A 20,496-nucleotide genomic window follows, 5' to 3' on the forward strand; every position below is an offset into this window, starting at 1 on the left:
CCTAGACTGGCTATTCAATGATTGGAGAATGCTGATGAGCCCGAAATCCCGGCTGTACACGCTTGTAAAGGCTTGGAAGAACAAACCCTTCCAAGAAGTGCGCGATGCTTGCGGCCAGCCTTGGCTAGGTCTTAGCGGCGAAGCGCTCGATGAACACCAATCCTGGTCCCAGCGACAAGCGATTAGTAACGAACCCATCTTTAATAGCCAAGGAACTAAGCTGACGAGCTCATTATTTAGACCATTGCTAACCGCCACCGATACGCAGCTCCTGAGATTATTCATGGAGGGGCTAGACACGATTACATACTGGTATCGCAGCGGTCGCTTCATTCCGGGCATCCTGCCTTTGCCAGCGCAACACTTGGCATCTAGCAACCTCATAGACGCTTTAAGTGACCTGATTCTAAATTCTCGACTACCTGTTGGGCTCGTAATTTTGGGTGCACACAAACTCACCGAGGCCGACTCCATGGATTCCTGCATGGAAGGTATATTACGAATGCGCCGTCTTGGTGTCTTAATCCATCTGCTTGATTTTTCTGACGCTAATTCGCAAATCAATTGGATCAAGGAAATCGAGCCTGAGGGCATTCATATCGAGATGGGGCAATTCCGTGGCGAAGGCATACCAAATGAAATGATTTCCCTTGGCCTGAAATTCCAGACTCAAATCTACGCCGGCAACATTTCTCTGGTGAAGGATTTAGAAAATGTGATCGCAATGGGAGCACACCACTGCTATGACGGACTGATGATGCCCCCGATAAGTCGACATCAAATGCTACACACGAGCGATAGCCGTATCGCTAAGGCCATTTTTTCGCTGCACCCTCATAAAAACCTAAACGGAGACAAGTAATGAGAAAGTAATGAGAAAACGCGTGATGTTGGTAGATGACCATCCAGCTATGCTGATGGCATTAAAAAGTATGTTGCAGGATCAATTGCTTTTTGAGATAGCAGGACAAGCGCAACATGGTGAAGAGTGCCTGCGCTCAATCAAAGAAGTCAATCCCAATATGGTGATCTTGGATTTGGATATGCCCAAGACCGATGGCTTTGATGTGATACGTCGGATTGGCCTGATGCATCCAGAAGTTCGAATTCTGGTGTTATCTAGCTTAGATGAAGCAGTCTATGGCGGCAGAGTGCGATCCTTAGGTGCACATGGCTTTGTGAATAAGACGGCTGGAGCGGATGTCATTCTGGCAGCCTGCGTTGCCATCTCACAGGGATATACCTTCTTCACGCATGGGAAAAATGGCAACACCTCTCTGAGCGATAACGACAAATTAGCGCTGATATCGGATCGAGAACTGCAAGTCATGAAGTATCTCGGAAAAGGCAATACCAATCAGCAAATATCGGACTTATTGCACATTAGTAATAAGACAGTGGCAACCTATAAGACCAGGGTCTTTGACAAACTAGGCATTAACAATATTGCTGACTTGATCTTGTTCTGCCGCATAAACAACATCATCGAAAGCTAAATCCAGCATGCATCGATTCACATTGAACAGAGTATTAGCGCTCTGCTACATCTACGGAGGACTGGCTCATGGCGGCCCATTTAGTGCTGTAGAACAATCATGGATCGATGCCCATCCAGTCGTTCGATTTAGCATTCATGAAAAATATGCACCCTATCTCGAACCGTCAAATGGTCGAGAGGGTTTAGGGCCCTTTAAAGCACTGCTGTCAAAGATTGAAGAATGCACACGACAGCAATACGTGCCGGTATGGAGGAAGTCAGATCCAGAGGGATTAAAGCAACTGAGTAAAGGCGAAGTCAATTTCATCATCGATCCGCCAAATATTGATGACCACGTCTTACAATTCGGCTCCCTATCGGAAGCCATCTTCTGGGGACATGATGCTGTCGTCACCAAGTCCTCAGGTAAGCTGAGCTCACCTAATATAAAGATCGGCTATTTCGATCGAGGCCTTGAGAATGCACCTGCCAGTGTGAATAGCTACAGCGGGGGCAAGGAAGCAAAGTCTCCTAATAGCTTAATTCAGTCCCTTATTAAAAGTGATATCGAGGCATTGGTCATGCCTATTCGCTTAGCGCGGCAGCTAATACAAGAGCACCAAAATTCAGACTTAAAAATAGATGGTTTATATAGTCGCGATCCTTTTGCCTATCGCTGGCTCATCTCAGATCAAGATACCCCATTGCATAATGTATTAAGCCACTTTCTTGATGATCTAGATCCTATTGCATCGCGCCAACTCTTTGCATTTGGGGAGCAGCCCAGATCACAATCATCCATACTACCCTGGCTAAGCGCCATCTTTGTCCTCATTATTAGCGGGGTAATGTTTTACCAACTGCAAAGAAAGTATTTTTATCAGAAGCAAGCAGCTCTTGAGTTGCTGAACTCTAAGGAGTTGGCTGAAAAAGCGAATGCTGCCAAGTCTGCTTTTTTGGCAACCATGAGCCATGAAATTCGTACGCCTATGAATGCCATCTTGGGCGTTCAAGAACTACTGCTGGGTAGCGAGCAATTTCCCAAGAAAGATAAACCTTTATTAAAGAGCGCCCAAGCATCAGCTGAATCTCTTTTAGGCATGCTCAATCAAGTGTTGGATATTTCTAAGATTGAGGCTGGCAAGCTCACACTCAATTTAGAACCTTGCAATCCACATCAATTGATTATGGATATTCATGCGGCATTTTCAACAGTAGCTAAGAAACAAGGGCTATTACTCCACACCTCAATTGACCCCAGAATAGCCGAAGTACTCATGATTGACGCCTTGCGTCTGCGACAAGTTCTGCAGAATTTACTCAGTAATGCAATTAAATTTACTAACGAGGGTGAGGTGTACTTTTCCATCACCGTCCTTGCAGATGATCATGCGGGCCAATTACTCGAGTTCAGAGTCATCGACACAGGGGTGGGCATGGGCAGCGATCAAATCAAATTGGCACTGCAAGCCTTTGAACAATTGCCTGTCACCCAAAAATCTTACGTATCCGAGCAAAAGAGGGGAACAGGGCTTGGCCTCACTATCACCAATCACTTGGTAAGCTCCATGAATAGCCATCTCTATTTTGAGAGTGCACCAGGCTTTGGAAGCAATATTCACTTTTCGGTGGCCCTTCCCAGAACCAGTGTTGCTGCTCCACAGGCTGCAGGCTTTGACTCGCTTACACCATCATTTAGAAGCTTGATTTCTAAAAGGCCGGGGCGGAAAAATTGTGGCATTCATGCTTTAGTAGTTGAAGATCATCCGGCCAGTCGCCAAATTTTATCCCTACAATTAGAGGCATTGGGAATTAACACCTACATTTGCGAGAACGCTATCGCCGCCCTTGAACTCATGAAGGATCATCATTTTGATCTCATGCTGACCGATCAATCTATGCCCGGGATGCAAGGCTCTGAGCTAGCAAAAGAAATTCGATCTCTAGGCAATCGTGACCTCATCATCATTGGTGTCACAGCGGATATTTACGCACTAGATTCGCGTCATCAATTTTTATCATCTGGTATGAATGGCGTTCTCATCAAGCCACTGAGCTTGGGGGCTCTTGAGAATGAGCTCATGCGCTATTTTGAATCCAGCCAACATTCCGCCTGCACTGATGAGCCCTATTCATTTGACACCTTCTCCAATCTGATCAAAGACGATCCCCATCAAATCATCGTGGTCTTGGAAGGGATTGAAAAAGTTCATCTGGACGCATTGATGCAATTACGTCCAAACAATAATCAAACCCGGCTTAATGAAATGCAATTTCAGAGTCTGGTTCATAAAGTCAAAGGTGGTGCACAACTACTGCAGGCTACTCAATTCGTCCAAGCCTGCCAAGATCTTGAAATCAGCGGCCCCCTTTTAGATCGTATTGAGCGATTCATCGCAATACTAGAAGAACAAAACCAAACTATCGAGGCTTGCAAGAAAAGATATCGAGAGTAATTGTGAGTAGTCTTAAGATCTTGAGCGCTAAGGTTTATCCTATAGGGAATGCATACTCGAAACTCTTTGCTTGCTACCACCCTCCTACTGGCCAGCCTATTTACCTGCCTGCTGCTCAGTCCATGGGCGCATTCCGCTGATCTAGTTTCCCAAGAAACTGCCCTTCAGTACATTCCGAAAGCTGTAGCTGCTAGCCTTGAAAAGAGTCAAATTCCCAAAGAGGCCATCAGTATTTCAGTAGCAGAAATTGAACCAGGTCGACCAGGGAAAGTTACGGCAAAAACTGAAGTAGATTGGCGCTCTAAACAAGCGATGAACCCCGCCTCCACCATGAAGTTGGTCACCACCCTCAGTGGCTTAGATGTATTGGGCCCTCAATATCGTTGGCGTACAAACATCTACACCGATGGACTTATTCGCCAAGGGGTCCTCAAAGGCAATCTGTATTTGCAAGGCACCGGCGATCCAAAGTTAGTCCCCGAAGAATTCGCCAAAATGATGAAAGCCCTACAAAACCTGGGCATCCAGATAATTGATGGGAATCTATTTTTTGATAGAAGTGCCTATGCGCCTAACGTCATGGAGCCCAACACTATTGATGGCGAATCATTGCGCGCCTATAACGTACCACCCGATCCCCTGCTATACGCCTTTAGGACCCTTTCATTTCAGCTTGGTAAATCGCGCACTGCAGACTTTATTGACATTAGCTATACGCCACCTCTCTCTCAACTCAAAGTGATCAACCAAATGCAATTGGTTGATCAATCTTGCGATAGCTGGAAAAGTAATATTCACTTTAACTTAGATCCAGAGGGTAATGGAACTGCTACCAACCTACTCCTCACTGCACAGTTCTCTGGTAGGTTTCCGAATACTTGCAAAGCAGTGAACTACAACGTTGTTGCTTTGGATGCCAATACCTTTCTGACGCAAGGGTTCGCTGCTGCCTGGGAATTAGCTGGCGGATCCTGGACTCAAACACCTATCGGAAATTCTGGCGCCGTCCCACTAGCAGCGCGACTGCTGCTGCAGTTTGAGGGCATTGCTTTGGCTGATGACGTACAAGATATTAATAAGTATTCCAACAACGTTATGGCCAGACAACTCATGCTAACCCTAGCTTTAGAGAAGATGGGTAAACCAGCAACTACTGAAAATGGAGAGCTTGTAATTCAGAGCTGGCTAAAGGGGTTGGGGCTTCAGTTTCCAGAACTCGTGATTGAAAATGGCTCTGGTCTATCTCGCAATGAAGCAATCTCTGCTGAGCATATGACGCAATTATTAGTTGCAGCTCGCAACCTATCCATAGCGGATATGTTTTACAACAGTCTACCGATTGCCGGCAAAGACGGCACGATGCGCAATCGCCTCATGACGCATTTACGAAAATTTCTGCATTTGAAGAAAAAACCTGAAGTCCGAATCAAGACAGGTTCACTTGCTGATGTTCGAGCAATATCAGGCTACGTGATGAGTAAGTCTGGGAAAATGTATGCGGTGACCTCATTCATTAACCATCCCAATGCTTGGAAAGGTTTAGAGGCGCATGATCAACTACTGGCGTGGCTACTTGATGACGGACCGGAACCAAAGCATGCACGCTGAAGACGGTCTCGAACGCCATCCCACTCTTCCCCTACTGGTGGCTCTGGAAACAGAATAAGATCCCAACCTTGCTGATCCAAATCTCGCAAAGAGCGATATAAACGACTTGCAAATGTAGCGCTATCACTGGGCACAATGACTTCCTCAAAATGCACTGATGGGTGACCATCCTCTCCTAGCGCAGAATCTGAGTCCCATACCGCAACAGCTACCCGTGACTTGATATCCGGAAACTCACTGAGTGCATCCAAGACTCTGCCTGATGAGTACATTCTTAATGGGGTTGTCGGGGCGTAATGGGCACGCAGACTGCCGGAGACCCTTGGCAAGCCATCGTCTTGCTTAGTTGAGTTGAGCTCACCAGGTAAATAGACTTTGATACCCGTCTTAGCAAGAATTTCACCTGGAGTAATGAGCCCTGGGCGCAATAAGACCGGATGCTCACCTGAAGATAAATCGATGATGGTCGATTCAATTCCAACTTCGCAATCGCCGCCATCCAAAATCATCAGATCCAGCATACCTTCAAACTCGCTACGGACATCGGCTGCACTGGTTGGAGAAACCTTACCAAAACGATTGGCTGATGGAGCAACAACCCCACCCTTAAATTTACGCAATAGCTCTTGTGCAATAGGATGAGCGGGTGCGCGTATGGCCACGGTATCCTGACCACCTGTAAGTTCGTTTAAAACGCTTTTATCTTTTTTAAAGACCAGGGTTAGTGGACCCGGCCAAAAAGCATTGATGAGTTTTAATGCATCTTCCGACAAATCTCTTACCCAGGGCGCCAGAACCGGAACCCAATCGACTTGCGCCTGATCAAACTTGTCAGGGGCTGCTAAGTGAACAATTAACGGGTGATTGGAAGGCCTGCCCTTGGCAGCAAAAATCTGCTTGATTGCATCCGGGTTCTTTGCATCTGCCCCCAAGCCATAAACCGTCTCGGTTGGAAAGGCGACTAAGCCACCATCTCGCAACGTTTGTACCGCTTCGTTAATTACCGCAGATGATTGCAGCGCGCTACTATCAGTAGACATTTCTAGGGCTCGATCCCTAATTCAACTGCGACAGCTGCGCAATTTTGGCGAGCCTGGTTAATTGACTCACCCAAACAATTGATGTGACCCATCTTACGGCCCATGCGTGGTTCAGATTTGCCGTACAAGTGCAATTTGGCATCCGGATGAGAGAGTACCTTATCCCAAGCAGGCTCTCTTGCCTTATCTTCACTACCTTCGTACCAAAGATCTCCCAAGAGATTGAGCATAGAGACCGGTGCTAGCAAGCGGGTGTCGCCTAATGGCAAGCGAGCCATGCTTCTGACTTGCTGCTCAAACTGACTACTGACACAAGCATCCATGGTGTAGTGGCCCGAGTTGTGCGGACGCGGAGCAATTTCGTTTGCAACGATATGGCCACTCTTCAACACGAAAAACTCTACACACAAAACACCAACATAGTCGATCTTCCGAATGAGCGCTTTAGCCGCTTCAATAATTTTTTTCTCTTGAGCAGGTTTTAGTGATGGCGCTGGCACAGTAGAAGTGTGCAAAATACCGTCGCGATGGATGTTCTGAGAAACAGGATACGCCACTACTGCATCATCATATCCACGCACCACCAAAGCAGATACCTCAAAATCTAAATCCATCCGCTTTTCAAGAACACAAGGTACCTTACCTAATTCAGCCCAAGCAGAAACTAAATTGGTAGAGTCGTAAACAGTAACTTGACCTTTACCGTCATAACCCATACGAGCAGTTTTCAAGATGCCAGGAAATAGATCTGCGGGAACGTATGCAATATCTGCATCATGCTCAAGCACAAAATAAGGCGCAGGACCGATATTGGTTTCTGCTTTCCAGGTAGCTAAAAACTTTTTCTCGGCAACGCGGTTTTGAGCCAGAGATACGCAACTGCTGCGAGGCGCCACAAAGACACCCAAAGACTCGAGCCCATCTAAAGCTTGAGCAGGGACATTTTCAAATTCAGTGCTAACAGATTTACAAATGCTCGCCATCTCTTTTAGAGCCGCGGAGTCGGTGTAATCTGCCTGAATAAATTTTTCCGCAATGGAGCCAGCGGGACTATCTGATCCAGGATCCAAAACGCAGACCTTGTACCCCATGGCTTGAGCAGCCTGTGTAAACATCCGCCCCAATTGACCGCCACCTAAAATTCCTAAATACGAGCCCGGCAAAATGGGCTCCAAACGATCTGCCATCTGATTAATATCCCGGCAAATTCATGGAGCGGGCAGTATCAGACTGCTTCGAACGAAACTCTTCTAGCTGTTTAGCTAACGCAGGATCATTCACTGCCAAATTGGCAATCACATGCAAAGCTGCATTGGCAGCACCAGCTTCACCAATCGCAAATGTCGCCACTGGAATGCCCTTAGGCATTTGTACGATGGAATACAGAGAGTCCTCGCCGCGTAAATATTTGCTAGCAACCGGAACGCCATAGATAGGCACAATTGTTTTGGATGCCAACATGCCTGGTAAATGCGCAGCGCCACCAGCACCAGCAATAATCGCCTTTAGCCCGTTTTTAGATGCATTTTCTGCATAGGCAAACATGTCATCTGGCATACGGTGAGCAGAAACCACCTTAGCCTCGTGAGCAATACCAAATTGCTCCAGCATTTGAGCAGCGTGCTGCATGGTGTCCCAATCTGAATTGGATCCCATTACTATTCCAACTACTGGTTTTTTGCTCATTTACCTCTCCAAATGCCCTGATCTACATCGTTAATCTATCTAAGGACTTATTATCCCAGCCTTTTTAGGGCCCCAGGAAATTAGACTTTAGTTAAGCGAGCAAGTGCTTCACGGTACTTTTCTGCTGTTTTATCGATCACGTCCGATGGCAAAGCAGGCGCAGGGGCTGTTTTTGGCCAAGGCTTGCCATCAACCAAGGCTGTTTCGAGCCAGTCACGCACAAATTGCTTGTCATAGGAAGGGGGGTTTGCGCCCACATAGTAGGTTTCGGCAGGCCAAAAGCGAGAAGAGTCGGCAGTGAGGATTTCGTCCATCAACACTAACTGACCGGCATCATCCAAGCCAAATTCAAACTTGGTATCAGCAATGATGATCCCGCGAGTAGCAGCATATTCAGAAGCCTCTTTGTACAAACGAATGCTGACTTCACGAATCTGATTGGCCAACTTCTCACCAATCATCTCAATCACCTTTTCAAAGGAGATATTTTCATCATGCTCACCCACTTCTGCTTTAGCTGCAGGAGTAAAAATAGGCTCAGGCAACTTCTGTGCATTTTCCAAACCTTCTGGTAATGCAATGCCACAGACCTTGCCAGTCTCTTTGTAATCTTTCCAGCCACTACCAGCCAGGTAACCACGCACTACCGCTTCAACCAAGATTGGCTTCAGTCGCTTAGCAACTACTGCACGGCCTTTAACTTGATCAACTTCATCAGCTGGGACAACGCTTTCAGGATCAACACCTGTCAAGTGATTCGGAATTACCTTGGCTAACTTGTCAAACCAAAAGTTGGCCATTTGGTTGAGCACAATACCCTTCTCAGGAATCGGCTGACCCATGACTACGTCAAAGGCAGACAAGCGATCGGTAGTGATCATGAGTAGCTTGTCATCACCTAGCGCGTATACATCACGCACTTTTCCTTTGGAGAGCAAAGGCAAGGACTTAATAGAAGTGGCGTACAAAGCTGGCATATTTATCTCACTTAACGATCTGGGCCAATTTGCCACTCTTGTACAACTCAGCCATTTTCTCTAGGGGAATTGGCTTAATTTTTGATGCTTGGCCTGCACAACCAAAAGCATTGAAACGCGCAATACACACTTTCTTGGCTGCTTCACGCGCAGGTTTCAGATAGTCGCGTGGATCAAACTTGCTTGGATTTTCAAACAGGTAGCGGCGAATTGCGCCAGTCATCGCCAAACGAATATCAGTATCAATATTGATCTTACGTACACCGTTCTTAATGCCTTCTTGAATTTCTTCAACAGGCACACCGTAAGTTTCTTTCATATCGCCACCAAACTCACGAATCTCCGCGAGCAACTCTTGTGGAACACTCGATGAACCATGCATCACTAAATGCGTATTCGGAATCCGTGTGTGAATTTCTTTGATGCGCTCAATTGCCAAAATATCGCCTGTAGGCTTCTTCGTAAATTTATAGGCGCCGTGACTAGTACCAATCGCAATAGCTAAGGCATCACACTGAGTAGCCTTTACAAAGTCAGCCGCTTGCTCAACGTCTGTCAACAATTGCTCGCGCGTCATTTTGCCATCGGCACCATGACCATCCTCTTTATCGCCTTGCATTGTCTCTAGCGAGCCGAGAACACCCAACTCCGCTTCAACAGTAACTCCAATGGAGTGAGAGAACTTCACCACCTCTCTAGATACATCGACGTTGTATTCATAGCTAGCAACCGTCTTCCCGTCAGCCTCTAAGGAGCCATCCATCATCACGCTAGTAAAGCCACTCTTAATGGCCGCCATACACACCGCTGGACTTTGCCCATGATCTTGATGCATTACGACTGGAATATGTGGGTAAGCCTCAACCGCAGCTGAAATCAAATGACGCAAGAATGATTCGCCAGCATATTTTCGAGCACCGGCAGAGGCTTGCATGATCACTGGAGAATCTGCCTCATTAGCGGCCTCCATAATCGCCGTTACTTGCTCTAAATTATTAACGTTAAATGCTGGCAAGCCGTAGCCATTTTCAGCGGCGTGATCCAAGAGTTGTCGTAAAGATACTAAAGCCATGATGGTCTCTTAATTAAAAATGTTAGTGATAAATAGTTTGAATACAAATCTTAAAAATGAATTACTTCACCTGAATAATCTTGAGTGAATTGGTACCACCAGGCTCACCCATCGGCTCTCCCGAAGTCAGCACCACTACATCACCCGTCTTTACCGCCCCTAACTTTTTCAGACAATCCTCCACCTCCTGCAAGGCAGTATCGCGTTGTTTGGTGTAATCTAAGCCGATGGGGAATACATTGCGATAAGTGCTCAAGGCACGCTGAGTTGCAATCTTTGAAGTTAAAGCAAAAATAGGCAAATGAATATTGTGACGACTCATCCAAACCGCAGTAGATCCTGAGTCAGTCAAAGCAGCAATAGCATTGGCATTGAGGTGATGCGCTGTAAATAACGCGCCCAAAGCAATCGTTTGATCAATGCGTGCGAAGGTTTGATCTAAAAAATCTGTATCTAGCTTTACACGATCTGACCTTTCCGCCTCAACACAAATCTCGGCCATCGCCTTGATTGTTTGGACAGGATACATACCTGCAGCGGACTCTGCGGACAACATTACTGCATCTGTACCATCTAATACCGCATTGGCTACGTCACTTACTTCAGCACGTGTAGGTACTGGAGCATTAATCATGGACTCCATCATTTGCGTCGCAGTGATTGTAAATTTATCAGCCTCTAGCGCGAGTTTAATCATGCGTTTTTGCAAAGCAGGAACAGCGGCATTACCAACCTCAATCGCCAAGTCGCCACGGGCAACCATAATGCCGTCGCTCTCTGCGATGATGCTATTGAGCGCATCGGGCTCAATCGCTTCAGCACGTTCTACCTTCGCAATCGTGCGAACTTTACCAACGCCATGCTTTGCACTAGCTGCATCTGCTAGCTTGCGAGCATAGGCCATATCTGCACCGTCTTTTGGAAAACTGATTGCTAGAAAATCTACACCCATCGCAATCGCAGCATCCAAATCGGCGATATCTTTTTCTGTCAGCGCTGGTGCAGTCAAGCCCCCGCCAGCACGGTTAATGCCCTTGTTATTAGAAAGCGGTCCGCCTTGCTCGACGAGAGTAAAAATTTCTCCACCCTTAACACTTTCAACACGAAGAACAACTAAGCCGTCATTCAATAAGAGGCGATCGCCAGGTTTGACATCTTGCGGCAGCTCTTTGTAATCCAAGCCCACGCGCTCTTGATTACCGAGCTCACACGCAACATCCAGAATAAATTGCGCGCCTTCTTTTAAGAGAATTTTGCTATCAACAAATTTACCTACGCGAATTTTTGGGCCCTGAAGATCGGCCATGATGCCAACCTCTTTGCCAACTTCCGCAGAAATGCTTCGTACTAAATCGTGACGCGCTTTGTGGTCAGCAACAGTGCCATGAGAAAAGTTCATTCTCACAACATCCACGCCTGCACGAATCATCTCGCGCAATACTTCAGGCTTTTCTGATGCAGGCCCTAATGTGGCAATGATCTTTGTTGCTCTCAACATATTTAGTCTTTCGCTCTTTCAGCCAATACTGCAAAGGCTGGCAAGGTCTTGCCTTCTAAAAATTCCAAGAAAGCACCACCGCCAGTAGAGATGTAATCCACTTGATTTTCAATACCGTACTTTGCAATTGCTGCTAAGGTGTCGCCACCACCTGCAATCGAGAAAGCTGGTGAATGGGCAATTGCTGCTGCCAACATCTTGGTGCCACCACCAAACTGGTCAATCTCAAATACGCCTAATGGACCGTTCCACACAATCGTGCCGGCATGCGCCAACATAATAGATAAGCGCGCAGCAGTTTTAGGGCCAATATCCAAAATCATGTCGTCTTCTGCAACTTGATCTGCAGGTACGCGGTTCGCACGTGCCAACGGAGAGAGCTCATTCGCAACCACGACGTCCTCAGGAATGGGAACATGCGCACCGCGCTTTTCCATAATCTCCATGATTTCTCGAGCATCATTAACCAAATCTGGCTCTGCCAGTGACTTACCAATTGGCAAGCCTTTAGCCAACATAAAAGTATTGGCAATACCGCCACCAACAATCAACTCGTCTACCTTATCAGCCAAAGCTTTCAGAATGGTCAGCTTTGAAGACACCTTGGAACCCGCGACAATCGCCACCAATGGACGCTTAGGACTTGCTAGAGCACGACTCAAGGCATCCAACTCTGCAGCCATCAAAGGACCAGCGCAAGCAATCGGGGCAAATTTAGCCACACCATGGGTAGTTGCCTCAGCACGATGGGCAGTACCAAAAGCGTCATTTACATAAACATCACAAAGAGCGGCAATCTTCTTGGCCAACTCATCGTTGTTCTTTTTCTCACCGACATTAAGACGACAGTTTTCTAGCAATACCAATTCGCCTGGATTCACTTCAAAACCACCATTGACCCAATCACTAATTAAAGGGACCTTGCGATTCAAAAGGCTTGCTATCCGATCGGCTACTGGCGCCAAACTATCCTCGGGCTTGAACTCACCCTCCGTTGGACGCCCCAAGTGGGAGGTCACCATGACCGCTGCGCCAGCATCTAAACACATTTGCACTGCCGGCATCGAGGCCCTGATGCGGGTGTCTTCCGTGATATTGCCCACATCATCCTGAGGGACATTGAGGTCAGCACGGATTAAAACCCGTTTTCCCTTGAGAAGACCTGCCGCAGCTAGTTCACTTAGTCGTTTTACTTTAAAGAGAGTTTCCGGCATGAGAATGGGCAAATTTAGTGGTTTGTGGGGAATGCTCCATTCTAAATCGTCTGGGCTTTAGACCCCAAGGGAATTGGACTACCCCGTCACGCTCCCTGCTCTACAATAAAGGCTGAGACGTATTCCAGGCCTAGGGGTTCCCATTGGCTTGGTACCCTGTTTTACCGAATTGAATCACCCAATTTATTACATATTTAAAAGGTAGAGAAAATGTCGATGTCCGACCGCGATGGCTTTATTTGGTCCGATGGGAAGCTTATTCCCTGGCGTGAGGCCAATATTCATGTGCTAACGCACAGTCTCCACTACGGTATGGGTGTATTTGAAGGTATTCGCGCATATAAAACCCCCCAAGGTACCGCCATTTTCCGCCTTCAAGAGCACGTTAAGCGCTTATTCAATGGAACCAAGATTTTCCAGATGAGCATGCCTTGGACTCCTGAGCAGATCAGTAACGGCATTATTGAGGTGGTTAATAGCAATAAGCTGGAATCTTGCTACATTCGCCCAATTATCTTTATCGGCTCCCAAAAACTCGGCATCTCCCCAAAAGGCAATAGCATCCACACAGCAATCGCTGCTTGGGAATGGGGTGCGTATCTGGGCGAGGATGGCATTAATAAGGGTATTCGCGTTAAAACCTCCTCATTTACACGCCACTTTGTGAACTCTTCACTGGTTCGTGCCAAGGCTTCTGGTTATTACATCAACTCCATTTTGGCCAACCAAGAAGTAACAGCCAATGGCTACGATGAAGCCCTCCTGCTTGATACGGAGGGTTATGTATCTGAAGGCTCTGGCGAGAACATCTTTATCGTAAATAACGGCATTATTTACACGCCTGATCTAGCTTCTTGTTTAGACGGCATCACCCGTAACTCCATCATGCAAATCGCTAAAGACCTTGGCTATGAGTTGCGTGAGAAGCGCATTACTCGCGATGAAGTGTATTCAGCAGATGAAGCCTTCTTCACTGGTACTGCCGCTGAAGTTACACCAATTCGTGAGTTGGACGATCGCACCATTGGTGACGGTAAGCGCGGTCCGATTACCGAGCAAATCCAGAAGACCTACTTTGATGCGGTCTACGGTAGAAGCGATAAATACAAGTCTTGGTTAACTTACGTTAAGTAATAGGAATTCAGAGAATGAGTGACGCTCAAGTTGTAATGGTTAATGGCAATACCGATTTGCCTTTACATTGCCCAACCAATAAAACACCCAGCTGGAATTCACATCCACGTGTATTCCTGGATGTTGCTAAGATGGGTGAAGCAAAGTGTCCTTATTGCGGCACTGAGTACAAACTCATTCCTGGTACCGAGCCCCACGGGCACTAAGCCTACCAGCACCCCAAAGCGGGGTGCTGTGTCGGGATACCTTATATGAATCGTATTCTGATCATCGCCCCCAACTGGATTGGCGATGCCGTAATGTCCCAGCCGCTCCTGGCAAATCTAAAAATTCTTTACCCGCAGTCTCAGATTGATGTTTTAGCAAGCCCTTGGGTCGCGCCAATTTATCGCGCCTGTGAAGAAGTTCATCAGGTCATTGAAGCGCGCCTAGAGCATAAGCAGTTGCAATGGGGCTTACGCAAACAACTCGCAAAGCAATTGGAATTAAATCAATATGATGCTTGCTTTGTACTACCAAATAGTTTGAAGTCCGCACTCATTCCTTGGCTTGCCAATATTCCGCTACGGATTGGGTATCGAGGAGAGATGCGCTTTGGGCTAATTAATCTTGCCTTAGATAACCCCAGCAAGATTGATCGCCCTCCAATGGCAAATCATTACCTTGCGCTCTGCAATGTCATGGATCATTCAGAAAAGATTGGTGCCATCAAGCCTGCAGATCCCAAGCTCAACATCTCTCTTGCGGCCAAGCAATCAGTCGGTAAGAAGCTGCAAGCAAATGTAATTAACGAAAAATCGATCTATGTATTTTGCCCTGGTGCTGAGTACGGCGTAACAAAACGCTGGCCTACTCAGCACTTCGCTACCCTTGCGCAGAAACTAACTACAAATGAACCAAATGCACACGTCATTCTTTTAGGTGGTAAGAGTGATCACGCATTAGGCGAGGAAATTATTTCTCAGGTGACAAACACTGCACAAATTCAGAACTGGTGTGGAGAAACTTCACTTGATGAAGCGATTGCAACCATTGGCATGAGTAAGGCGCTAATCAGCAACGATTCTGGATTAATGCATATCGGCGCCGCATTAAAGGTTCCTCAGGTGGCGATCTTTGGATCCAGTGATCCGCACCACACACCACCACTGTCTGACAAAGCGAAGATCATCTATCTCAACTTGCCATGCAGCCCTTGCCATAAAAGAGAGTGCCCACTAGGGCATCTCAAATGCTTAAAAGGTATTTCGCCAGGCAATGTACTAGAAGCCATTCAGAATCTTCATTAATTTCGCATCAATCTAAGTCACCTGAAAGTAAGCCATGCCAAAACTAGCCAGACTTTTTCATAATGCCGATGAAGTGGTGGATGCTTGGCGTGATGCCTTAAAACATCGTGACGTTAAAAGTGCTCTGGCAATCTGGCTAGATGATGACTCAATTACTTGCGTACTACCAGAAGGTCAACGCCTAAGTGGTCATGCAGAAATTCGAGCTGGCCTAGAGCGCCTCCTAGCTAAGCAGGCTCTCTTTTTAGAACCCATTGCCTGTATTAGCCATTCAGTTTTAGGTGCTGCCATCTATGACACCACTGAAGCAGTTCATCTGCGTGCTGATCAAATTGAGGCGGAGTTCTTCATTAATATCACCTTAGTTCTATTACAAGATAGTCAAGGATGGCGCATTGCCCACCTACATGCAAGTCATTCAACTGAAGATACTTTTGATGCACCTTCAACTCCACATGGATTACATTAATTCATAGTGGTGCAAAGATTACCACCTCATGGATGAGCAAGTTCTACGATCGCTGATTAAGTGGCCGAATGTTCCGCACTGCTTCGGTTGGTTGGCACTTGATCGTCGCGGTCAATGGCGCATGCGAGATGAATTCGCGCAAGCCAATCAATTAGCAGGAAGTGTCATTCAACATGCAGCCCTCAATGAATTCATCTCCAGAAATTACGCTTGCGATTCCTCTGGCAGATATTTTTTTCAGAACGGGCCTCAACGGGTTTTTATTACATTGGATGCCACGCCATTCATTGCCAGAATCATTCCCACCGCAAGCGGCCCTCAGCTTTCAACCCAGTGCGGCACAGAGATAAAACCGCAGGGTGCCCTGAGTGATGAAAAAGGTAATATTTACATTACTGGAATCATTGCGCAATCACTCTCTGATCAAATCGATAGCGCAGTATTTACTAGAACTGAAACCCTATCAGTTGCACTACTACATGATCATGATTTAGATCTATTCTCAGATCAATCGAAAGTGCTGGAGGATGCCTGTAGTTTTAGAGGCTCCTGGCTATGGAATGGAAAATATTTGCCAATCGAGCCCATCCACTCAGCCGAACTGAGTGAGCGCTTTTACTTTGTGAAAGTGCCTAGCAATTAATCAACTGGGCATATTTTTGCCCTGCTCCTTCAGCTCTTCTTGATATTCTTTTTGCATCTGACGAAGGCGCGCATCAATGCTAGAGGCCTGATAAAAATCTGCTCCACCAGAAGATCTAGCAATCTTAAGTTGCTCAATGGCAGATGGCCAAGCACCCTCAAGCGCATACTTTTCTCCAAGAGCGTAATGGCGCATTGGTACGTTCTTTGCCTGGTCATAAGCATTCGATAGCATGGTCCACCATACGACCTCATTGGGCTGCAACCTAGTACGAGCCTTTAACCAGGTGATGGCGTCATTATTGCGACCAAGCTTGAGATAGGCATTCATCATCGCTGCCCCAGCAGCATAAGATTGTGGGTAAGCCTTTAAAGTCGCTTGAGCAATTTGCAGGGCCTCATCACCTTTATCTCTAGCTAATGCCAGCTCGGAAGAGGTAATGTCTAAAGAGAGACTTTGCCGCTGAATGGGCGATCCTGGTGCACTAGCGTTATTGACTTGATTGCGCGCTTGCTGTAAGTAACTTGCAGCCTGATCAAACTTACCCTGCTTTTGAGCTACCAGCGCGAGCCCATAAAAACCTTCCAACTGCTTTCCTGGGTCCGACTGTTTACTTAAAGCCTCAAAGGTATTTTTTAAGTCATACATCTGACTCGAGTTTCCGGACTGCTCCATACGAGCTCGCGCCTTGATGAAATAAAACTCTATTGCCGTTGGTACGTTTCTATTGGCGATATTACGAGCACGATCTTGCATATCTGCAATACGGTCAGTGGTTAAGGGGTGGGTACGCACATAGGATGGCACGCCACTATCCATAATCCCAGTCGCCTTTTGTAAACGCTGGAAAAATCCTGGTGCGCCATTGACGTCATAACCACTCGCCGCCAGAATCTGAAAGCCAATACGATCCGCTTCGCGCTCAGCATCTCTTGAATAGGAGAGCTGGTTATTGACCGCCACCGCTTGACCACCCTGCATCAGACCCGAAGCTGCGCCTGGATTACGTGAGGCAGCTAAGGCGCCCAACAATATGCCGGCAAGGGCAATCATAGTATTGGTCGTTTGCTTATCCATTTGCCGCGCTAGGTGGCGTTGCAAAACGTGACCAGTCTCGTGACCCATCACCGAAGCAACCTCAGAGTCAGTCTCCGCGCTAACCAGCAATCCCGTATGAAAACCGATAAATCCACCAGGCAATGCAAACGCGTTAATACTACTGTCTTTAACCGCGAATACCTCAAAGTTATAAGCGCCACTACCCTGTTCATTAGCACCACCCAATTGCAAACGTTTTGCTGCTTGCAATAGGCGTCGCTCCATTTGGTTTAAAAAATCATAGATCGGCAAATCATTCGAATAATCTGCATCCGGACGAATCTGGCGCATGATCATCTCGCCATATTTTTTCTCATCCATACGACTTAAGCTATCGCCACCAGGATCACCCATATCGGGAAGCACAAAGCTTGGTTGAGTTTGGGGTACGTTCCGTGATGGCAGATTCGAGGAGCGAGCATCAGGCGACTGAACCGCTCTACCAAGGTTTTGCAAAGCCGCTGACTCACCTTGGACCGATACATCCCCTGTTGCCGAGGAGGGTGCAGGTCCAGCTGCATAGACGAAACCCGCACTAGGACAAGCCAAGCTCAGAATGAGCTGGCCAGCCAAAACTCGCTTAAATAGCGCTGATTTTTGTGATGTCTTTATGACTTGCATCCCTATATGGTAAAACTTATCCCATGAACAAACTAACTCATTTTGATGCCAGTGGCCAAGCCCATATGGTCAACGTTGGAGACAAGCCCAATACCCATCGGATTGCCATTGCTACAGGCAGAATCACTATGCTGCCAGAGACTTTCAGCATGATTGAGGCAGGCACTCACAAAAAGGGGGATGTTTTAGGTATTGCCCGAATTGCAGGCATTCAGGCATCCAAAAAGACGTCGGACTTGATACCCCTTTGTCACCCACTAGCTCTGACACACGTAAGCCTCGAATTTACCCTCAATAAAGACACCAGCAGTATCACCTGCCAAGTCAGGGCCGAAACTACTGGCCCAACCGGCGTCGAAATGGAAGCCCTGACTGCAGTCCAAGTAGCCCTCCTCACAATTTATGACATGGCCAAAGCGGTTGATAGAGGCATGGTGGTGGGTGATGTACATCTACTCGAAAAGAGTGGTGGCAAGTCTGGGGAGTGGAAGGCGACCTACTAGTGACTAACCTATAAAACAATAACGAGAGACTAAAAACACTCTTGGCCTAATCCTGTCCTACCAAGGAGAGGTAAATGGCAACATTTCGCAACCGAAGCGGTAAGTGGCAAGCACGAGTTCAAATTCAAGGTCACGCTCCGCTAAGTAAAACCTTCATTAATAAAGTCGATGCCGAGCGCTGGGCAAAGCAGGTTGAAGTCGAAATGCAAAAAGGTAGTTATACCAACCTTGTGCTGGCTGAACGCACTACTTTTGCTGAAATCATCGAGCGTTATATAGCTGAAGTATTGCCCACTATGCGTGGGGGCAAGGCCGACTTCATTCGTTTGAAGGCTCTAGCAAGGCGTCCAATAGCAAAACTAAACATGGTGAGCCTAACCCCTCAAAAGATTGCAAAACACAGGGATGAGCGCCTTAAAGAAATAGCGCCAGCAACGGTCATCAGAGAGTTATCCTACTTTTCCTCAATCATCACCCATGCTCGTAAAGAATGGGGAATCAATATTATCAATCCCGTAGCACTAGTAGCGAGACCTAAAAACCCACAGGGTAGAAGCCGTATATTAGATGCAGCCGAAACGAGTGCCTTATTTGAAGCCTTGAGACCCACTGGGCGGCGTTCGATATGGATGCTGCCTTTAGTAAAGCTGGCGCTTGAAACTGCCATGCGTAGAGGTGAGTTACTGGGGCTGCGCTGGGAGCATGTAGACCTTCAACGACAAACAATATATTTGCCATTAACCAAGAATGGTACCAGCAGAACGGTACCGCTATCAACCCATGCGATTCAAATTTTGACTGAGATACCACGTAACTTAGACGCGATTCAAATTTTGACTGAGATACCACGTAACTTAGACGGGCGAGTTTTTCCGCTTACTCACGAGGTAGTGTCACAAGCATTTAATAGAGCAAGAAAGCAGGCTGGAGTGAAGGACATTAGATTCCATGACTTGCGACATATGGCTATTACACATCTAGCAGAGAAGCTACCTAACTTGATTGAACTATCAGCCGTGTCCGGCCATAAGAGCCTTGCAATGCTTAAGCGCTACTATCATCCAAACCCAGAACTTCTCGCACAAAAGCTTGGGTAATCAGCTGGCAGGGTAGAATTTTTAGCAAGTATGAACCCCTCAAGCAAAAAACGTGGTCGACCAAAATCATTAAAAACTCTTGAAAAAGAGCGTATTGATGAAATATTAAGTGCATGCCCGCCAGCTCTAAAAATGACTCCTCAGCAAACTAAGGAGCAAAATGAAATTTTTGAGTCTTACAAAAAAATCGTCAGGGATCTTTACACCAAATTTAGCCCCACTATTCCCCAAGAATTAATCGAAGAATATGCTTCGTTACAAGATGAAAGTACAGACGGCTACGAACAAAAAATATTAGCCAACTGGAAAAAGGCGCATGAAGCATTATCAATCGGTCAAAAATTAGGGGCGAGAGAAACGGTAAAAAAGGCAACTGAACGTGCCCAAAAGGTATGGGGCAAAAATCAAGACTTAGCCAAAAGAATTGCTACCAAAAACCTATCAGTAACGGGTGCCTCAAAAATAATTTTGAATGAGTGGGATAAGCGAGGTGATGGCGAATCGCAACCAACCGTTCGAACCATCTCAAATTGGTACAAACGTAAATAGTTGGAAAAGGCTTGTTGAGCTAAAAAATAAACTCAGAAATACTAGGACACCCTTTTATCGAAAGT

Annotated in this window: 20 protein-coding genes; 12 read left to right on the forward strand and 8 right to left on the reverse strand. The window is 46.7% G+C overall.

Annotated features, from left to right (window positions below):
- The 4 genes from B7Y67_RS03990 to dacB all read left to right on the forward strand — a co-directional run.
- Positions 1–862: hypothetical protein (locus tag B7Y67_RS03990; protein ID WP_293597470.1), on the forward strand; the 862-nt coding region annotated here is incomplete at its 5' end.
- Positions 863–872: 10 nt separating this feature from the next.
- Entirely contained in the window at positions 873–1,496 is a 624-nt protein-coding gene (locus B7Y67_RS03995) for a response regulator transcription factor (protein ID WP_293597471.1), read from the forward strand.
- A 7-nt stretch (positions 1,497–1,503) separates the two neighbouring features.
- Positions 1,504–3,933, forward strand: coding sequence for an ATP-binding protein (locus B7Y67_RS04000; RefSeq protein ID WP_293597472.1), 2,430 nt, complete (start codon positions 1,504–1,506; stop codon positions 3,931–3,933).
- Between the two features lie 48 nt (positions 3,934–3,981).
- Positions 3,982–5,541, forward strand: a complete 1,560-nt coding sequence (gene dacB, locus B7Y67_RS04005; protein ID WP_293597473.1) for a D-alanyl-D-alanine carboxypeptidase/D-alanyl-D-alanine-endopeptidase — start codon at positions 3,982–3,984, stop codon at positions 5,539–5,541.
- Here dacB and B7Y67_RS04010 read toward each other — a convergent pair.
- The 7 genes from B7Y67_RS04010 to B7Y67_RS04040 form a co-directional block, all read right to left on the reverse strand.
- Entirely contained in the window at positions 5,487–6,581 is a 1,095-nt protein-coding gene (locus B7Y67_RS04010) for an L-threonylcarbamoyladenylate synthase (protein ID WP_293597474.1), read from the reverse strand. The genes dacB and B7Y67_RS04010 overlap by 55 nt on opposite strands.
- 2 nt (positions 6,582–6,583) lie before the next feature.
- Positions 6,584–7,768: a 5-(carboxyamino)imidazole ribonucleotide synthase gene (locus tag B7Y67_RS04015; protein WP_293597475.1), complete on the reverse strand. Its 1,185-nt coding sequence runs from the start codon at positions 7,766–7,768 to the stop codon at positions 6,584–6,586.
- Positions 7,769–7,772: 4 nt separating this feature from the next.
- Positions 7,773–8,267, reverse strand: a complete 495-nt coding sequence (gene purE, locus B7Y67_RS04020; protein ID WP_293597476.1) for a 5-(carboxyamino)imidazole ribonucleotide mutase — start codon at positions 8,265–8,267, stop codon at positions 7,773–7,775.
- An 80-nt stretch (positions 8,268–8,347) separates the two neighbouring features.
- Positions 8,348–9,244, reverse strand: a complete 897-nt coding sequence (locus B7Y67_RS04025; protein ID WP_293597477.1) for a phosphoribosylaminoimidazolesuccinocarboxamide synthase — start codon at positions 9,242–9,244, stop codon at positions 8,348–8,350.
- A gap of 7 nt (positions 9,245–9,251) precedes the next feature.
- Positions 9,252–10,316 (reverse strand): class II fructose-bisphosphate aldolase, encoded by a 1,065-nt coding sequence (gene fba, locus B7Y67_RS04030; protein ID WP_293597478.1) that lies wholly within the window; start codon positions 10,314–10,316, stop codon positions 9,252–9,254.
- A gap of 61 nt (positions 10,317–10,377) precedes the next feature.
- On the reverse strand, positions 10,378–11,814 hold the full coding sequence (gene pyk, locus B7Y67_RS04035; protein WP_293597479.1) for a pyruvate kinase: 1,437 nt from the start codon (positions 11,812–11,814) through the stop codon (positions 10,378–10,380).
- A 2-nt stretch (positions 11,815–11,816) separates the two neighbouring features.
- Positions 11,817–13,028, reverse strand: a complete 1,212-nt coding sequence (locus B7Y67_RS04040; RefSeq protein ID WP_293597480.1) for a phosphoglycerate kinase — start codon at positions 13,026–13,028, stop codon at positions 11,817–11,819.
- Between the two features lie 210 nt (positions 13,029–13,238).
- On the opposite strand from B7Y67_RS04040, the gene B7Y67_RS04045 reads away from it, so the two are divergent.
- Genes B7Y67_RS04045 through B7Y67_RS04065 form a run of 5 tightly spaced genes read left to right on the forward strand, consistent with a single transcriptional unit; the run spans position 13,239 to position 16,563 of the window.
- A complete protein-coding gene (locus B7Y67_RS04045) occupies positions 13,239–14,162 on the forward strand; it encodes a branched-chain amino acid transaminase (RefSeq protein ID WP_293597481.1) in 924 nt (307 codons plus the stop codon).
- A gap of 14 nt (positions 14,163–14,176) precedes the next feature.
- Positions 14,177–14,368: a zinc-finger domain-containing protein gene (locus tag B7Y67_RS04050; protein ID WP_293597482.1), complete on the forward strand. Its 192-nt coding sequence runs from the start codon at positions 14,177–14,179 to the stop codon at positions 14,366–14,368.
- 45 nt (positions 14,369–14,413) lie between these two features.
- Positions 14,414–15,451, forward strand: a complete 1,038-nt coding sequence (gene waaF, locus B7Y67_RS04055) for a lipopolysaccharide heptosyltransferase II (protein ID WP_293597483.1) — start codon at positions 14,414–14,416, stop codon at positions 15,449–15,451.
- Positions 15,452–15,485: 34 nt separating this feature from the next.
- The gene (locus tag B7Y67_RS04060) at positions 15,486–15,920 is read left to right on the forward strand and encodes a nuclear transport factor 2 family protein (protein WP_293597484.1); all 435 of its coding nucleotides are present in this window, start codon (positions 15,486–15,488) and stop codon (positions 15,918–15,920) included.
- Positions 15,921–15,948: 28 nt separating this feature from the next.
- Entirely contained in the window at positions 15,949–16,563 is a 615-nt protein-coding gene (locus B7Y67_RS04065; protein WP_293597485.1) for a DUF2946 family protein, read from the forward strand.
- Here B7Y67_RS04065 and B7Y67_RS04070 read toward each other — a convergent pair whose 3' ends face one another.
- The gene (locus B7Y67_RS04070; RefSeq protein ID WP_293597486.1) at positions 16,564–18,282 is read right to left on the reverse strand and encodes a M48 family metalloprotease; all 1,719 of its coding nucleotides are present in this window, start codon (positions 18,280–18,282) and stop codon (positions 16,564–16,566) included.
- 23 nt (positions 18,283–18,305) lie between these two features.
- Here B7Y67_RS04070 and moaC point away from each other — a divergent pair, with 23 nt between their 5' ends.
- The 3 genes from moaC to B7Y67_RS04085 all read left to right on the forward strand — a co-directional run bounded on the left by moaC (position 18,306) and on the right by B7Y67_RS04085 (position 20,431).
- A complete protein-coding gene (moaC, locus tag B7Y67_RS04075; protein ID WP_293597487.1) occupies positions 18,306–18,785 on the forward strand; it encodes a cyclic pyranopterin monophosphate synthase MoaC in 480 nt (159 codons plus the stop codon).
- A gap of 74 nt (positions 18,786–18,859) precedes the next feature.
- Positions 18,860–19,882, forward strand: a complete 1,023-nt coding sequence (locus B7Y67_RS04080) for a site-specific integrase (RefSeq protein WP_293597488.1) — start codon at positions 18,860–18,862, stop codon at positions 19,880–19,882.
- A 30-nt stretch (positions 19,883–19,912) separates the two neighbouring features.
- Entirely contained in the window at positions 19,913–20,431 is a 519-nt protein-coding gene (locus B7Y67_RS04085; RefSeq protein WP_293597489.1) for a hypothetical protein, read from the forward strand.
- The last annotated feature ends 65 nt before the right edge of the window (positions 20,432–20,496 follow it).

It is taken from the genome of Polynucleobacter sp. 35-46-11, from assembly GCF_002281105.1.

Excerpts from the sequence above, each read along its gene's own strand:
- B7Y67_RS03995 (WP_293597471.1), top strand. The coding sequence starts at position 873 with ATGAGAAAACGCGTGATGTTGGTAGATGACCATCCAGCTATGCTGATG.
- B7Y67_RS04000 (WP_293597472.1), top strand. The coding sequence starts at position 1,504 with ATGCATCGATTCACATTGAACAGAGTATTAGCGCTCTGCTACATCTAC.
- dacB (WP_293597473.1), top strand. The coding sequence starts at position 3,982 with ATGCATACTCGAAACTCTTTGCTTGCTACCACCCTCCTACTGGCCAGC.
- B7Y67_RS04010 (WP_293597474.1), bottom strand. The coding sequence starts at position 6,581 with ATGTCTACTGATAGTAGCGCGCTGCAATCATCTGCGGTAATTAACGAA.
- B7Y67_RS04015 (WP_293597475.1), bottom strand. The coding sequence starts at position 7,768 with ATGGCAGATCGTTTGGAGCCCATTTTGCCGGGCTCGTATTTAGGAATT.
- purE (WP_293597476.1), bottom strand. The coding sequence starts at position 8,267 with ATGAGCAAAAAACCAGTAGTTGGAATAGTAATGGGATCCAATTCAGAT.
- B7Y67_RS04025 (WP_293597477.1), bottom strand. The coding sequence starts at position 9,244 with ATGCCAGCTTTGTACGCCACTTCTATTAAGTCCTTGCCTTTGCTCTCC.
- fba (WP_293597478.1), bottom strand. The coding sequence starts at position 10,316 with ATGGCTTTAGTATCTTTACGACAACTCTTGGATCACGCCGCTGAAAAT.
- pyk (WP_293597479.1), bottom strand. The coding sequence starts at position 11,814 with ATGTTGAGAGCAACAAAGATCATTGCCACATTAGGGCCTGCATCAGAA.
- B7Y67_RS04040 (WP_293597480.1), bottom strand. The coding sequence starts at position 13,028 with ATGCCGGAAACTCTCTTTAAAGTAAAACGACTAAGTGAACTAGCTGCG.
- B7Y67_RS04045 (WP_293597481.1), top strand. The coding sequence starts at position 13,239 with ATGTCGATGTCCGACCGCGATGGCTTTATTTGGTCCGATGGGAAGCTT.
- B7Y67_RS04050 (WP_293597482.1), top strand. The coding sequence starts at position 14,177 with ATGAGTGACGCTCAAGTTGTAATGGTTAATGGCAATACCGATTTGCCT.
- waaF (WP_293597483.1), top strand. The coding sequence starts at position 14,414 with ATGAATCGTATTCTGATCATCGCCCCCAACTGGATTGGCGATGCCGTA.
- B7Y67_RS04060 (WP_293597484.1), top strand. The coding sequence starts at position 15,486 with ATGCCAAAACTAGCCAGACTTTTTCATAATGCCGATGAAGTGGTGGAT.
- B7Y67_RS04065 (WP_293597485.1), top strand. The coding sequence starts at position 15,949 with ATGGATGAGCAAGTTCTACGATCGCTGATTAAGTGGCCGAATGTTCCG.
- B7Y67_RS04070 (WP_293597486.1), bottom strand. The coding sequence starts at position 18,282 with ATGCAAGTCATAAAGACATCACAAAAATCAGCGCTATTTAAGCGAGTT.
- moaC (WP_293597487.1), top strand. The coding sequence starts at position 18,306 with ATGAACAAACTAACTCATTTTGATGCCAGTGGCCAAGCCCATATGGTC.
- B7Y67_RS04080 (WP_293597488.1), top strand. The coding sequence starts at position 18,860 with ATGGCAACATTTCGCAACCGAAGCGGTAAGTGGCAAGCACGAGTTCAA.
- B7Y67_RS04085 (WP_293597489.1), top strand. The coding sequence starts at position 19,913 with ATGAACCCCTCAAGCAAAAAACGTGGTCGACCAAAATCATTAAAAACT.